Source organism: Methylocaldum sp. 14B (genome assembly GCF_002005105.1).
Classification (GTDB): domain Bacteria; phylum Pseudomonadota; class Gammaproteobacteria; order Methylococcales; family Methylococcaceae; genus Methylocaldum.
In genome coordinates this window covers 53,381-68,148 of record NZ_MSCV01000005.1, presented here as the reverse complement: position 1 = coordinate 68,148, position 14,768 = coordinate 53,381, and the positions used below count along the sequence as shown (strand labels likewise).

16 protein-coding genes and 1 other RNA gene are annotated in these 14,768 nt (G+C 55.0%); 3 read left to right on the top strand and 14 right to left on the bottom strand.

Features of this window, described 5'->3' with window-relative positions; genetic code table 11:
• Positions 1-3: 3 nt before the first annotated feature.
• From B2A78_RS05005 to B2A78_RS04965, 9 genes are all read right to left on the bottom strand, one after another.
• Positions 4-537, bottom strand: a complete 534-nt coding sequence (locus tag B2A78_RS05005) for an SRPBCC family protein (protein WP_077728814.1) — start codon at positions 535-537, stop codon at positions 4-6.
• Positions 538-594: 57 nt separating this feature from the next.
• Entirely contained in the window at positions 595-2,034 is a 1,440-nt protein-coding gene (gene sbcB, locus B2A78_RS05000; RefSeq protein ID WP_077728813.1) for an exodeoxyribonuclease I, read from the bottom strand.
• Positions 2,035-2,187: 153 nt separating this feature from the next.
• Entirely contained in the window at positions 2,188-2,370 is a 183-nt protein-coding gene (locus B2A78_RS04995; RefSeq protein ID WP_077728812.1) for a DUF539 domain-containing protein, read from the bottom strand.
• Positions 2,371-2,548: 178 nt separating this feature from the next.
• Positions 2,549-3,769, bottom strand: a complete 1,221-nt coding sequence (gene nqrF, locus B2A78_RS04990) for an NADH:ubiquinone reductase (Na(+)-transporting) subunit F (RefSeq protein WP_077728811.1) — start codon at positions 3,767-3,769, stop codon at positions 2,549-2,551.
• Positions 3,770-3,787: 18 nt separating this feature from the next.
• On the bottom strand, positions 3,788-4,396 hold the full coding sequence (gene nqrE, locus B2A78_RS04985) for an NADH:ubiquinone reductase (Na(+)-transporting) subunit E (protein WP_077728810.1): 609 nt from the start codon (positions 4,394-4,396) through the stop codon (positions 3,788-3,790).
• Positions 4,396-5,061 (bottom strand): NADH:ubiquinone reductase (Na(+)-transporting) subunit D, encoded by a 666-nt coding sequence (locus tag B2A78_RS04980; protein ID WP_077728809.1) that lies wholly within the window; start codon positions 5,059-5,061, stop codon positions 4,396-4,398. The genes nqrE and B2A78_RS04980 overlap by 1 nt, the downstream gene beginning before the upstream one ends.
• Positions 5,062-5,065: 4 nt before the next feature.
• Positions 5,066-5,992: a Na(+)-translocating NADH-quinone reductase subunit C gene (locus tag B2A78_RS04975; protein ID WP_077728808.1), complete on the bottom strand. Its 927-nt coding sequence runs from the start codon at positions 5,990-5,992 to the stop codon at positions 5,066-5,068.
• Entirely contained in the window at positions 5,985-7,190 is a 1,206-nt protein-coding gene (locus B2A78_RS04970; RefSeq protein ID WP_077728807.1) for an NADH:ubiquinone reductase (Na(+)-transporting) subunit B, read from the bottom strand. Before B2A78_RS04970 ends, B2A78_RS04975 begins: the two co-directional genes overlap by 8 nt.
• On the bottom strand, positions 7,190-8,548 hold the full coding sequence (locus tag B2A78_RS04965) for a Na(+)-translocating NADH-quinone reductase subunit A (RefSeq protein WP_077728806.1): 1,359 nt from the start codon (positions 8,546-8,548) through the stop codon (positions 7,190-7,192). The genes B2A78_RS04970 and B2A78_RS04965 overlap by 1 nt, the downstream gene beginning before the upstream one ends.
• A gap of 623 nt (positions 8,549-9,171) precedes the next feature.
• Here B2A78_RS04965 and rnpB point away from each other — a divergent pair.
• An RNA gene (rnpB, locus tag B2A78_RS04960) (RNase P RNA component class A) lies at positions 9,172-9,542 on the top strand.
• Between the two features lie 114 nt (positions 9,543-9,656).
• On the opposite strand, the gene B2A78_RS04955 is transcribed toward rnpB, so the two are convergent.
• From B2A78_RS04955 to amoC, 5 genes are all read right to left on the bottom strand, one after another.
• Positions 9,657-10,649, bottom strand: a complete 993-nt coding sequence (locus B2A78_RS04955; protein WP_077728805.1) for a hypothetical protein — start codon at positions 10,647-10,649, stop codon at positions 9,657-9,659.
• A 493-nt stretch (positions 10,650-11,142) separates the two neighbouring features.
• Entirely contained in the window at positions 11,143-11,409 is a 267-nt protein-coding gene (locus B2A78_RS25550; protein WP_143735066.1) for a hypothetical protein, read from the bottom strand.
• 265 nt (positions 11,410-11,674) lie between these two features.
• Complete coding sequence (locus B2A78_RS04945) at positions 11,675-11,938, bottom strand: DUF4242 domain-containing protein (protein WP_077728803.1); 264 nt, start codon at positions 11,936-11,938, stop codon at positions 11,675-11,677.
• Between the two features lie 40 nt (positions 11,939-11,978).
• The gene (locus B2A78_RS04940; RefSeq protein ID WP_143735065.1) at positions 11,979-12,467 is read right to left on the bottom strand and encodes a hypothetical protein; all 489 of its coding nucleotides are present in this window, start codon (positions 12,465-12,467) and stop codon (positions 11,979-11,981) included.
• A gap of 169 nt (positions 12,468-12,636) precedes the next feature.
• Positions 12,637-13,407 carry a bacterial ammonia monooxygenase, subunit AmoC gene (amoC, locus tag B2A78_RS04935; protein ID WP_077728801.1) on the bottom strand — a complete coding sequence of 257 codons (771 nt, stop codon included), beginning with the start codon at positions 13,405-13,407 and terminating at the stop codon, positions 12,637-12,639.
• A gap of 369 nt (positions 13,408-13,776) precedes the next feature.
• Here amoC and B2A78_RS04930 point away from each other — a divergent pair, with 369 nt between their 5' ends.
• Positions 13,777-14,388: a hypothetical protein gene (locus B2A78_RS04930; protein WP_077728800.1), complete on the top strand. Its 612-nt coding sequence runs from the start codon at positions 13,777-13,779 to the stop codon at positions 14,386-14,388.
• Positions 14,389-14,468: 80 nt separating this feature from the next.
• Positions 14,469-14,618 (top strand): hypothetical protein, encoded by a 150-nt coding sequence (locus B2A78_RS25960; protein WP_168175347.1) that lies wholly within the window; start codon positions 14,469-14,471, stop codon positions 14,616-14,618.
• Positions 14,619-14,768: the final 150 nt, after the last annotated feature.

The window sequence follows — 14,768 nt, the reverse complement described above, 5'->3', positions numbered from 1 at the left end:
TCGTTATTTCTTCTCGGCAACGGCTTTCAGATTCGCCAATCCTTCCTTGTATAGTTCGGTAACCGCTTTGAGGGCGGCTTCATCGCTCTGCTCCGGCGGAGGATTGTTATTCATGAAGCTGCGATAAAAGGCGCCGTTCCATTCCACCTTGGAACCACCGGCCGGGTTCGGTTCGACTTTGATATTCGACGAATAATTGGCTACCGGCAGATCCTTGGGATCGACTTCGGTGATCTTGTATTGCATGGTCATTTTGGAGGCATCGTAGCTCTTGAGTTCTTCCTTGATCACGCCGCCGCTTTTCAGCTTGAGTTCCCGCGTCGCGCCTTTCTCGGTACCGCCTTGCGCCGTGGTGCTTTCAACCGGCGGCAACCATTTCTGCGGATTCGCCCAGTCGCCGACAAGGGCCCAAACCGCGTCCGGCGTGGCGTTGATGTCGACTGTTTCGGTAACCTTCTGACGGCTCGGACCGTGGGCATTCGCAAACCCCGCCCACAGCAACGACAGGACGGCGACTAATGACAAGAGCTTTTTCATTATTTTCTCCTGGTGTGAACGAACAAAGCCGAAAGTATAAGGCAAATTGCTTATGGGTTAGGAGATAATTTCCTGAGCGTAACGCCGCAGACTCGCGAGGATTTCCAGATCCTTGGCGGATAAGCCGGGAGATGTTTCCAGCGCATCGATTCTTGCTTGATATTCGCTCAGAACTATACTTCCGCCACATCCCTGAACCGTCAAGCGCCGGATGCGATACGCTTCCCAGCGGGCGGCTTCTTCCGCCGACAAAGTCTCGGAAAAGTTTCGAGCACGATAGCGGAAAACCAGCTCCGGCAGACGCGCATCCTTAAATGTTGGTTGCGCGCGGCTTAATTCATCCGGAGACAAACCGCGTAGCCATTTTAGAGTCGCGCGATCGGCATCGCCGATGAATCCGTCATACAGCATGAGATCGGGATCATCCATAACCATCTCGACACCGTTGAATTCCATCACTTCCTGGATCTTCTTCGCCAAGGTCCATTCCCGCTTGAGTAAATCGAGGTGGCGGTTACAGCGAGAAAGGTCGATTTGCAGCCGTTCCGCATCTCCGGGACGCAGAGCCGATAACGGCGCGATAACGGGGCATTTGTTCACGTGGACCGTTTTCAGCGGAACACGCTCGACGCCGGGCGGCAGTTTCGCAACCGGAGTGAACAGGCGTTCCCGAAGCTCTTCAGCACTCAGGGTGACGAGTGGCGTGGGATCGACGGAAAGATCGTAAACAACTATCCCGTTCGGATTTCGCGGATGCTTGACGAGCGCAACCACGACGGCAATACAGTGCCGCTCTGCGGCGAATTTTTCCGAAACGTGCAAGACCGGCTGCATTGCGCCGAACCGCAGCAATTCGAAGGCCTCTCTCTTCCCGCGATTAGAAAAAACGAAATTGAAAAGCTTGGGCTGGCGCTCGCGAACCAAACGCGCTATGGCGATGGTCGCCCAGACGTCGGCCAAGGCGTCGTGCGCATTCTCGTGTTGTATTCCGTTAGCGACCGTCAGCGCGTCCAATCGTAGGCTCGGCCTGCCGGAATCGTCCGTGGGCCATTCGATGCCCTCGGGCCGGAGCGCCCGAGTCAGTCGCAGCATGTCGATGATGTCCCATCGGGAATTGCCGTTGCGCCATTCCCGTTCATACGGATCGAACAGGTTGCGGTAAAGACAGTTTCGGGTGACTTCGTCGTCGAACCGAATATTGTTATAGCCGGCTACGCAGGTTCCCGGCACCAAGAACTGATCATGAATCCTGGCGATAAATTCCGCTTCCGTGACGCCCCGCTCCGCAGCCAACTGAGGCGTTATGCCGGTAATCAGACAAGCTTCGGGTACCGGCAATACATCACGCGCGGGCTTGCAGAACAGCGTTACGGGTTCGCCGATCGGATTGAGTTCCAGATCGGTTCGAATGCCTCCGAACTGCGCAGGACGGTCGCGCCTGGGATCGGTCCCGAAGGTTTCGTAATCGTACCAATATAAGGAAGAGCAGGCGGACATGTGCCGGAAGTACCTAGGGTTTACGTGTCCAAGCGAGGAACGTAAACCGCCACGGTACTGTCTTCATCCGGCACATGGGTTGTTTGCGGGAAAAAATCGTTAATGTATTAGCGCCTATCCGCTGGCGACTGTGGGAATTAAAGCGCCTGTTGATCAGGAGTTTTCGGCCATAGCTTCGAGCTTTCGCCGCTTCTCGCATTTCTGAACGCAAACGCATTCGCCGTTGTTTACGCCTCCACAGGTGCCTTTGATGGCGCCTCGCCCGAACATGACGCCTATCGCCATAAAGAAGATAACGGCGGCTATCACCGCAAAAGTAATCAGAAACAGTGTCATCGTTCGCCTCGACTAATCCAATACGGATGATCTTGAGGCACCCTTATGGCCGGTTGCGCCGGTGCCGAAAAGGACATGCCCCGAAAAATGGTCTCGACTTTACTACGTTTTCCAAAAAAGAAAAGCGGGAGGCGCCCGAAAACCCCTCCCGCTTTCTCGGCCGGACGAACCGGGCGGACTAGCCGCCGAAATCGTCCAGCATGATGTTTTCCCTTTCCACGCCGATGTCTTCCAGCATTTTGATCACGGCGGTGTTCATCATCGGCGGACCGCAAAGGTAGTATTCACAATCCTCCGGCGCCGGGTGGTCCTTCAGATAGTTCTCGTACAGAACGTTATGAATGAAGCCGACGTAGCCGGTCCAATTGTCCTCCGGTTTCGGTTCGGAAAGACCGATGAACCACTTGAAGTTCGGATTTTCTTCCTGCAGCTTGTTGAAATCGTCCACGTAGAACATTTCCCGCAAGCTACGAGCGCCGTACCAGAAGGTCATCTTCCGCTTGCTCTTCAACCTGCGAAGCTGGTCGAAGATGTGCGAGCGCATCGGCGCCATACCGGCGCCACCGCCGATGAAGACCATCTCGTTGTCGGTGTCGCGGGCAAAGAACTCGCCGAACGGCCCGGAAATCGTCACCTTGTCGCCCGGCTTCAGATTGAAGATATAGGACGACATGACCCCCGGCGGAATGCCATTGGCTCCCGGCGGCGGCGTGGCGATACGGACGTTGAGCATGATGATATCGCTCTCTTCCGGATAGTTCGCCATGGAGTAAGCGCGAATGGCCGGCTCCTTGACGACGGATTCGTACTGCCACAGATTGTACTTGTCCCAATCGTCACGGAAGCGTTCTTCGACATCAAAATCCGAGAACTTCGCATGATAAGGCGGGCACTCGATCTGGATGTAGCCGCCGGCGCGGAAATTGACATGCTCGCCCTTGGGCAGTTCCAGCACCAACTCCTTGATAAAGGTCGCGACGTTATGGTTCGAGCGAACCGTGGTCACCCATTTCTTCACGCCGAAGACTTCGTCATGAACATGGATCTTCATGTTCTGCTTGACGGTGACCTGGCAGGCCAGACGATCCCCATCCGCCGCCTCTCGCTTGGTGATGTGCGAAAGTTCGGTGGGCAGAATGTCGCCGCCGCCTTCGTGCACTTTTACCCGGCACTGGGCGCAGGTACCGCCGCCGCCGCAAGCCGAGGATACGAACAGATTGTTGTCCGCAAGCGCGGTCAACAGCTTGGCGCCGATGGGAACGTGGATGGTCTTTTCGTCGTTGATCAGGATATCGACGTTGCCGGATGCGACCAGCTTCGATTTCGCGCCGAGAATCACGAAGACCAGGGCAATGACGATCAGGGTGAAAAACAATACGCCTAGGATGATTTCCAACATTGTCTTATGCCCTGCCCCTTACAGTTGAATGCCCGAAAACGCCATGAAGCCCAGCGCCATCAGGCCTGCCGTGATGAACGTGATGCCCAGGCCGCGAAGTCCCGGCGGCACGTCGCTGTATTTCAGCTTCTCGCGAACGCCCGCCATGGCGGTGATCGCAAGAGCCCAGCCGAAGCCGCTGCCGACGCCGTAAACCACGCTTTCGTTGAAGTTGTAATCGCGCTCGATCATGAACAGGCTGCCGGCGAGGATGGCGCAGTTCACGGTGATGAGCGGCAGGAAGATGCCGAGAGCGTTATAAAGTGCAGGGAAAAAGCGATCCAGCACCATTTCCAGGATCTGCACGATCGCCGCGATCACGCCGATACACGCCATCAAAGCGATGAAGCTCAGGTCGACGTTTTCCAAACCCGCCCAGGACAGTGCGCCTTCTTTCAACAGATAGGTATAGATCAGGTTGTTGGCAGGAACCGTGAGCGTCTGCACGATGACAACGGCGATGCCGAGGCCGACTGCGGTTTCGATCTTCTTCGAGACGGCAATGAACGTGCACATTCCCAAGAAGAAGGCCAGAGCCATGTTCTCGATAAAGACCGACTTAATAAATAGATTGATATAGGCTTCCATCAGTGTGCCTCCCCGTGAGCCGGCATGATGGCGAAGTCAGCCTTCTCGACTTGTTGCGGCTTCCAGGTACGCACCGCCCAGATCAGCAATCCGATCAGGAAGAAAGCGCTCGGCGGGAGCAGCAGCAAGCCGTTCGGGACATACCAGCCGCCGTCCTTCAAAAGAGGCAGCACGTCGATGCCGAGCAGTTTGCCGGAACCGAACAGTTCGCGAACGATGGCGACGGTGATCAGAATCAGGCTGTAGCCGAGGCCATTGCCTATGCCGTCGAGAAAACTTTCCCACGGCGGATTCTTCATCGCATAGGCTTCCGCGCGCCCCATGACGATGCAGTTGGTGATGATCAGACCTACGAACACCGACAATTGCTTGCTGATTTCGTAAGCGAACGCTTTGAGAATCTGATCCACCACGATCACCAGCGAGGCAATAATCACCATTTGAGCGATGATACGAATGCTGCTCGGAACGTGATTGCGGATGAATGCGATACCGGCGCTCGAGCAGGCGGTGACCGAAGTCAACGCGAGGCTCATGATCAGCGCGGTCGATAGCTGCGAAGTCACCGCCAGAGCGGAACAGATCCCTAACACCTGCAGAGTGATGGGGTTGTTATCGACTAACGGTTCGACAAGAACTTTCTTGTGTTCTTCATTAAGGTTCATCGGCTTAACCCCTCTGAGATCTAAGCTTTGCCAGATAAAGTCCGAAGCCTTCCCTGCTCATCCAGTAGCTCACCAGGTTGCTGACGCCGCGGCTCGTGAGCGTAGCGCCCGCGAGCGCATCCACTTGGTATTCCGAGCCCGGCTTGGACGGATCGACGGAGCCCTTTACGAGGCCCAATGCGACTTCGCCGATCTCGATCTGCTGTCCCTTCTCGGTCAAGTTGCTCTCGTGCAATTCCTTGCCGGTGAAGTTGTACACTTTCTTTCCTTTCCAAAGCGCCTTCCATTTCGGATTCACCACCTCGCCGCCCAGGCCGGGAGTTTCCGCCTGATCGTAAAGATTGAGGCCGATAACCGTCTGCGCATCGGCTTGCAGCGCCATAAAACCGTACATGGTGGACCACAACCCGTAACCGCTGACCGGCAGGATCACCGACTTCAATTGGCCGCCCTCCTTGACCAAGTAGACCTTGGCGTATTTGGGCTTGCGCTTGATATTGGCGATATCCTTTTCCGGCGGTATGGCCTCGCTCATCGCCGGATCCTTGGCTGCCTTGCGCTGATCGAAGGTTTTCGGATCGATCGAATCGACGTAATCGCCCGTTGCCAAGTCGACGACTTTCGGCTCGATATTCTTGAAGGCCTCGTCGACCTTGGTTCCTTCATCCAACAGGCCCGCCACCTCGAGAATGTTGACTTTTTCGTCCTTGGACTTATTGCTTTCCTGCAGCGGCTTGAGCGCAACGGCCGAACCCGATACCAATACCGCTCCGACCAGGCACAATGCGAAAGCGACGGCGAGCGTTTTCTGGAAACTGTCGTTCGGCAGCACCAGAATCTTCTGCGCGTACTCGTTCGCTTTTTCGATGAAGCCGGCGATCTTATCGGACACCTGCGTTCCCGCTGTGTTGGGATTTGCTGAATCAGGCATGACGTCTAACCCTTCTCGTGATATTCGCTTTAATTACGGCGTAGTCGATCAGCGGCGCGAAAATGTTGGCGAACAGGATGGCCAGCATGATGCCTTCCGGGAAAGCCGGGTTCACGACTCGAATCAGCACGGTCATGAAACCGATCAAGGCGCCGAAAACCCAACGCCCGGCATTGGTATGCGCCGCGCTGACCGGATCGGTGGCCATATACACCGTGCCGAAAGCGAAGCCGCCCAGAGTCAAATGCCAGTACCAGGGCATCGCGAACATGGCATTGGAATCGCTGCCGACGATGTTGAACAAGGTGGACGTTGCGACCATGCCGACCAGGACGCCGGCCATGATCCGCCACGAGGCGATGCGCGTGTAGATCAGGAATGCGGCGCCGATCAGACAGGCCAGGGTCGAGGTCTCGCCCAGCGAGCCTTGCTCGAAACCGAAGAAGGTCTGCCACCAAGAGATGCCGCCCGCCGTGATCGCGTCGACGCCTCCCATGGCGCCCAAGCCCAGAGCGGTCGCGCCGCTGAATCCGTCTACCGCGGTCCATACCGCGTCACCCGACATGGAGGCCGGATAGGCGAAATACAGAAACGCGCGGCCGGTGAGCGCCGGATTCAGGAAGTTCTTGCCGGTGCCGCCAAAAATTTCCTTGCCGATCACGACGCCGAACGAAATGCCGATGGCCACCTGCCACAAGGGCGTATTGGGCGGCAGCGTCAACGCGAACAGGATGGACGATACGAAGAAGCCTTCGTTTACATCATGCTTCCGGACGACGGCGAACAAGACTTCCCATATACCGCCCGCCACGAGCGTGACGATATAGATCGGGAAGAAATACAAGGCGCCGTGCATCACAACGGAAATCGGATTGACCGGGTTGTAGCCGAAAACGTCCATGATGGCACCGCGCCAGCCGGGTGCCGAGGCGATACCCATGCTCTCCATGGCCGAGTTGGCCTGATAGCCGGTGTTGAACAGCGCCATCAGCAAACACGGCAGAGCCGCGATCCAGACGTAGGTCATGACCCGCTTCAAATCGACTGCGTCGCGGACGTGAACCCCGCCAGCCGTCACATCGGGAGGGCTATAGAGAAAGGTGTCGACCATCTCATAGATCGGATAGAGCTTCTCCAGCCGACCGCCATGCGCGAAGTACGGATGTATCTTGTCTAAGAATTGCCTAGTACGAGACATTAGCCTTCCTTCTCAATTTGGGTAAGATTCTTGCGAAGCACCGGGCCGAAATCGTGCTTGCCCGGATCGACGAAGGTGCAAAGCGCCAGGTCTTCTTCGTCCAGTTCGAGACAACCCAAGGCCTGCGCCGTATCGGTGTCGCCCACGATCAGCGAGCGCAGCAATTGCGTCGGCAGAATGTCCATGGGCATGACCTCTTCGTAGACGCCGACCGGCACGATAGCTCTCGCGCTGCCATATTTGGCGCTGGTGAAAGCGAACTTGCGCCCCTGTTCTTTGGGAAGACTGGATAAAAGCACGTTCAGGAAAGAGTACTTGTCGCGATCCGGTACTACCCACCCCATGAACTCTCTTTGCCGCCCTTCCTCGATGACGCTGACCTGATTGTGATAGCGCCCGAGATAGTCCGACCATCCTTCCGCCTTCTGGCCGCACAGTATGGACCCCGAAATCACGCGTGCTTCCTTATCCGCAACGGTTTCATTTCGAACCAAATCGCTCAGATTGGCGCCCAGCCGAGTGCGGATCAAACGGGGGCGCTCGACCATCGGCCCGGCGAGAGAAACGACTCGCTCCACGTTCAATCGGCCGGTGGTGAACAGGCTACCGATCGCCATGACGGCTTGATAGTCGAGATGCCAGACTATCTTGGTAGCGCTGACGGGATCGAGATAATGGATATGGGTACCCACGAGACCGGCGGGGTGCGGCCCGTCGAACTCAGCGATCTCGATCTTGTTACTGTCTCCGGAAGGCAGGGAATGATTCGGCGCCGTGCAGAGATAAACCTTCCCCTCGGTCAGCTTGGAAACGACAGTCAGTCCGTTTTTGAAGTCTTGAACCCGTTCCTGAATGACAACATCCGGCCGAGCGGCCAATGGGTTGGTGTCGATCGCCGTCACAAAAATGGAATGGGGCGCCGTATCGGGATCGGGAACCTTGCTGTAGGGGCGGGTTCGAAGAGAGGTCCACAAGCCGGAAGCCAGCAGATTCTCTTTTACTTGCTCGACAGTCAGATCGGCGAGTTTGGATTGGTCGTACGATTGAAACTGAACGCTGTCATCGCCGTCCAATTCGATGACGACGGATTGAAGCACGCGTTTGGCGCCGCGATTGATCGCCTTGACCACGCCGCTCCCGGGCGAGGTGAACAAAACCTTGGGATACTGTTTATCCGAAAACAGCGCCTCACCGAGCCTGACCCGGTCTCCCTCCGAAACATTCATGGAGGGCTTCAATCCGACATAATCCAAGCCCAGTAACGCTACGGATTTAACAACGTTACCGTCGTCGTGTATCGTTTGCTCGGGCTCCCCAGTGATCGGCAGATTCAAGCCTTTCTTTGTTCTGATTAGCATATATACGCCTGTGGATCGCACAAATTAACGGCCAAACCACCCCTCTCGCATTCCTGCAACAGGTTCGAAGAAGACGGCAGAGGGAGTGCTAAGATGTTTTCGGCTTAAGGCGCACCGAGAGAGTGCCACGGTTTTTATCAAAACGTCGCGCTCCGAATCGAAGCCGCGCGCAGCGAGAGGTATGCTCGGCGTTTCCCTAAGACTTAGGTAAACCGTCTGGTATTAGAACACAAATACCCGAGGGGCTCAACGCGCGGAGTTCTTGAATCAGAAGGAAAAACGAGGGCCGAGACTCTAATTTTGGTTACAGGACTGTTTCAAAATTCAGCACAAAAAAAAGGGCCTTAGCAAAGCTTCGGCCCTGACAACATCCCAGAGGATTAAGAGGTCTTAAACGCAATGTCGCTAACCCGGAGAATGCTATAACAAGTTCCAAAGAGGAGATGGAGGTAAATCAACTTAGCGTTCTCGCGTGGTCAAAATACTAGCCTCAACCGGACGGTACGATTTTGACTTAAATCAACAAACGCCCGCTTTTCTGTCGTTTCGACAAAAGCTTCGAAACAGTGGCGTAACCGCTCGGTTACTAGCCACTCGACCGATCTCTTAATACAATACCATCGGGAGTTGGCCAGACAGTCGCTGCCCACGTCGTCGACGCGGGGAGAGGAAAGTCCGGGCTCCGCAGGGCGAGGCGCCAGGTAACGCCTGGGAGGCGAAAGCCTACGGAAAGTGCCACAGAAAATATACCGCCGCGCCTCCTTCGGGAACGCGGTAAGGGTGAAATGGTGCGGTAAGAGCGCACCGCGCTTCCGGTAACGGGAGTGGCAGGGAAAACCCCGCCTGGAGCAAGACCAAATAGGGGGGCATTGGGGGCAACCCCTAACGTGCGGCCCGCACGGCTCCCGGGTAGGTCGCTTGAGGCGCGCGGTGACGCGCGCCCTAGATGAATGACTGTCCACGACAGAACCCGGCTTATCGGCCGACTCCTCCCCATCTTCGAAATACCTAGCTGTCTAGTCTCGCAAGGACCGGAAAAGGCATCGAGATCGTGCGCAGTTTCCGCTGCAGCGCGGCATGATCATATCTTCCCGTTCCATCCAATGAATCATTCCTGAGAGCGGACTGCTGTCGACAGAAAACCGATAACTGTGCGGTTTAAGCTTGGCCATACGGAGTGCGGGTTGGAGTTCTCGCAATACCAGGTCTTTACCCCATTGGCACAGCCGGAGTAGGCGACACATCCGTTCGGCAAGGCTTCTACGGCGCGCCCGTCGCACTTGTTACACTTTGCCCACCATTCAACGGTACCTTTCCCATAACCGGGAAAAACCGTGTCTTTGGAGCTGTGCATGACCAGGACCGACAGCGGTTTGGGACAGGAACGATCCGCCAGATCATCCGCGCGGATTCCGACCGCACTCGACACAATAGCCGCCGGAATGTCGCGGGTGCCATTGACGAAGGCGATCCCCATCGAAATAGTCCCGCCATCGGAATGGCCAGTCAGGAGAATCCGGTTCTCGTCCACACACCATTTTTCCTGGATACGCCTCGGAATTCCGGCGAGTTCAATGAGGGTTTCCGGGGCCATACGCTTGTGATCCGCATAAGCCACAATGAACCCGGCTGCCGTGGCATCCCGGGTCAGATAGGTGAACTCCTCCGTGCGATTCCGGTTCTTGCCGTAAGGCGAATACACCATCAGCAGCGGATGGGCTATGGTAGAGTCGTAGTTGGCCGGGGTACGCACATTGTAGCGGATGCCGTCGGAAGTCTCTTCGTCGTCCGTGGCTCCCGCTTGGCCGGGGCGAGCACCGGCTTCGCAACGCTTGGTTCCTGGCCCGATTCGGTATTCGGCCTTACTCAGAATCTGGGCTCCCAATCGGCGCTCGAGATCGTCACCGACATCTTGGGATATCTCACCGAGTCCGGTGAAGCCGCCCATGAAGAGGAGCAGCGCAACCATCGTAATGACTAAACGATCGGGCTCCTTTTTCTTCCACCGCCAGACCCACTGAGGCTTGAGCAACCCCACGACCAATAGCACAACGGAAAGTACGACCAGTATTCGAAACGCAAATTCCAACCCTAGATTCATGACCTATGACCTTAGACCTTGACTAACGACTCGGCCGGGAGGGGAAATCCAGTTGCCTTACCGGTCGATAAAATTGATGCACTCCAAATTGGGGATGGGCGCTACGAATCAGGCCGGAGACTGTTCCAAGCGTTCAGTCCATCCCGAGTAACCGATGATCCGCAGAACCCCGGTCCCGAAAGCCGAGCGGCGATCGAGTCGACATCCTCGCCGACACCGTTCACGAAGCGGCTCACGTAGCTCACGACGCGGCACTGGCTAACTACGTCGACGAAAGCTCTCTCGTTCCAGATGGCGGCGAAGATGACGTCGGCGCCAGCCTGGTGACGTACGTGGGGGTGAGGGTGAGCTTTTTGACATATCTGAGGATAGGTTTCACCCTGTCGTCGACAGCCGCGGTATCGAGATCGACGTTAAGCTGATCGAACACCGATTCATTCACCCCAAAAGTAGCTGTGCCTGCCGCGCGGAGTTAAAAACAACGAGACACTCCTTAGGTCCTCCCTTGTATCTGAGCGGTAGCCTTTCCGGTTCGAAAAAATTTGATCAAGAAAGCGCTGGCTGTAACCAGTATCGCAATGATGGCCGCGAGGATGTCGCTGTTTATCACGTCCTCGTCGATGTTGAGTCCATAGGTCCGTAGATAGGTAACCAAAAAATACAAGGGCTGCACCGTTATTGCCGATATGATCAACGGAACGATAAATCTGTCGAGTACCTTGTGTTCGGTAAACTCCATTCGATCCAAGAATAGCTTCATAGTGACGTACCCCGGAATAAACATCATCATTATGGTAATAATTATGCGTACCATATAATGGGTTATCGGGACTGTAGTAAATACTGACATGATCAATATAAAGATCCCGCTAAACCCGAAGATGCCCAACCACAATAACCGGTCTTCACGGGAGAAGTGAATCGCCTCTTTCATGGATATGTCCTCGATTTCTGAATAGGGATGTGTGGACACCGGATAGTGCCGCGATAGGCTGCCTCTTTCGCTCGCCTCGACCATCCGCGAGTCAAGGATTAAGGTCAAGCACTTCTTCTATCTTGTTGAATGGAAGCGATGCCGCTTCATTGGCACGCCTCACCGACTCCGCATCCGGGGCTTCGAACAAACAGGTACAGCGAGCGTCCGCCGGATAAAAGTTAGTCCGTATATATCTTACCGGTACGCCTTCTCGGGAGAGTTTATCGCTCGCTGCGATAGCGGCCTTTTGGGCTTCAGACAATTGTTCAGGGGTAATGCCAGACAATTGGCGCTGTACGGCATAAATTGGCATGAGTTTTCTCCGTGTTTTTGGATATATCAAATAATGGAAATCAGGTTTGATTAAGCTCCAAGCCTTCAAGAGTCCAGTTAATCCGAAGCGTATCGTCACCCTGAGATCCGCCGGTGTAATGGATATTGCACGCAAAGGCGATGTTTTTCCGCTGTCCCGAAGCGTCACGCTCCACAACGTGCGAGCTGACAAGGTAGCGTCCATTGGACAGTTGCCATACTCTGTGGCCGCTATCCGTAAATTCAATCGTGTCGGAAGCGCCTAACCGATCCTGGACGAAATGATTGCAATGCAAGGCGGCCATTTGACTTAGGTCTTTGCCGTCCAACACGGCCTCTTCCTGGAACACGTTCGAGCTCGCGACAGTCTCGACGAACGGTGAAATGACCTTCGTCTGCAAGATGTATAGTCCGATGACAAAGGCTACGAGTAGAAAGCCGGAATATCTGCTTTCCAGAAGCTTGGATAAAAAACTGGGATTCGACATAGCGGGTATCTCCGAGACTTTAATAAGGGTTTCTGTGATCAAGAATTCTCATGATAATGGGCGTCTTATATGCAGTATCGTGTTTCACTCCGCCCCCTGCCGGAGGGTAAAAAAGGCCACTGCCCAGTGATTTCCGTTTCGGGCAGTGGCTTCTAACTTCAGGGTTTATGGCTGCTCAACATTTACCCGAAGAAGGCCAGTCGGCCTCCGATCACGCCAATTCCGGGCATAGTTCTTTCTTGATCAGTCTGGCGACATCCATAACAACCAGCGAGATGACCCCCATGATCGCAAGCCCGGTCCAGCCGAATACCACAAAGCCGTAGTGCAAGGGCGCTACGAACAGCTCTTCCATGAACCAGAAGGTGTGACCCCACTCGTTCAGCCCCACGTTCGGCAGAATCATGAACGGACCGACAACGACGACCAAATAGGCCAGGGAAAACCCGTTCTTCGCAAATGCCGGCAGGCGGGTATGCGCATACAGGAACGAGGCACCCCCGCTGATGATGTAGATCGGATAGCTCAGATAGAACTCGATGATGTGCGACGGCGTGAAGTCGGTGTCGCGCACGATCGTCTGGTGCCAGGTGCCGTCCTGTTCGGTGAAGTAGCTGCCGCCCCAGTACAGTGCCCACGCATAGCAGCACATCCAGATTCCATGCGTCATGTGGCGGTATAACTGCTCCCGCGGCGTTACGGCATCCATGTCTCGAGTCCGGGTCTTCCACAGATAGCCCCACAGAATCGAGGCGGTGATCACTTCCAGTACGATTTCGGTGTACAGGAAGTTCATCCAGTACGTCTCGAATTCCGGTGCGAACGAGTCGAGACCGGCGGACCAGCCGTAGACCCCTTCGTACCAGCGAACCCATATATAAAACACGAGATAGAGTCCAAGACCAAAAACGAGCCAGCGCTTATCCAGCAGTGGTTTCTCTTGGGCGGCGATCCCACCCGCTTGTTGACTTATAGTAGCCATAACTATTTCCTCTTGCTGATGAAATTAAACAATGATTGCCGGATGAACTTGAGATACCCCAAGAAACATCCGGCGAAGAGTCTGACATAAAATCGGACTAAAAATGCAACATCAAGGTATTAAAGAATTTAATGGCGATATCAAAAAATCTAATTTCAAAACCGCCTAAGGTTAGTCTTTAATGCAGCATCGCGGGAAGAAATAAACCGTATGTTTTGGGAGCGCCTCTCAGTTTATATCGATATATCTTATTATCTTGGTTGGGCACTTTTGCAATAATTATTTGGCTATACAAACGAATCTGCTCCAGAGTAACCCGCGACGCACAGACTATAATCGGCAAATACCAGGTTAACGAGGGCAAAAGATATGTGCGGAAACAGATACCTCAACAAAATAGTCTCGGCCTTGGCCGTTTTAATTCTTGCTTCATTTTCCGGGGTGATCCGCGCACATGGCGGCGGTTCTGGAATCGACGCCGATTCCTGCCGGATTGCCGTCGGGTCTCACTGGGTGCATTTCACGGCTTATCAGCCGCAACTCACGGGAACTACGGAGTACTGCAAGGCCATTCCGGACGTTGGACAGTCGACCCTGGTGTTCGACTACGAAGGTAAAGCACTACGTCGGATGACGGTTGAGTTTGAAATCACACGAGAACCTGACGGGACTAGGATGTACTACCAACCGCCGACGATCCATCCGTCTGGGTCGACCAACGCGACGATCGATTTTACGGAGCCGGGAAATTATCTCGCGCACGTCACCCTGATAAATGAGGGTCAGAAAGTGGATGCGCATGTGCCATTTTCGGTGGGTACGGCGCAAACAGGTCCTTCTCTCGTGGCAGTTCTCGCCATCACTATGCTGGTACTGGCCGTGATCTATATCCTTTATCTCACCAATGCTTCTTTCAAGGGAACCGTTGACCGCCTGCGCCGAAAGCCGGCGAGAAGTGGCACATCGGCTTTGAAGCCTTAATAAAATGTCAGCTCCCATGGAAGAAACCATGCCCTCTTCGAAGTTCGGGGCGTGCTCCGTGAGGTTTTGGGTCAATCCGATTGAGGTTTCTAACCATCGAAGGCGAGCCGCGACGTTACCGACGTTACCTGTTCGTTGCCATCGACCGGACCACCCGCTGGGTCTATCTCACTCTCGAGGTCAACCGTACCGCCCGGAGTCCCAAGGTGTTTTTGAAATCTGTCGGCTAGGCTGCTCCCTTCCGCATTCAAACGTACCTAGCCGACAACGGCTCGGCGTTCGTCGATCATTTCATGAATTGCAGCCAGCAGTCGTCCAGCGACCATCGTCCGACCGTACCTGTGCCCTGCAAGAGATCGAACACCGCCTCATCCCGCCGC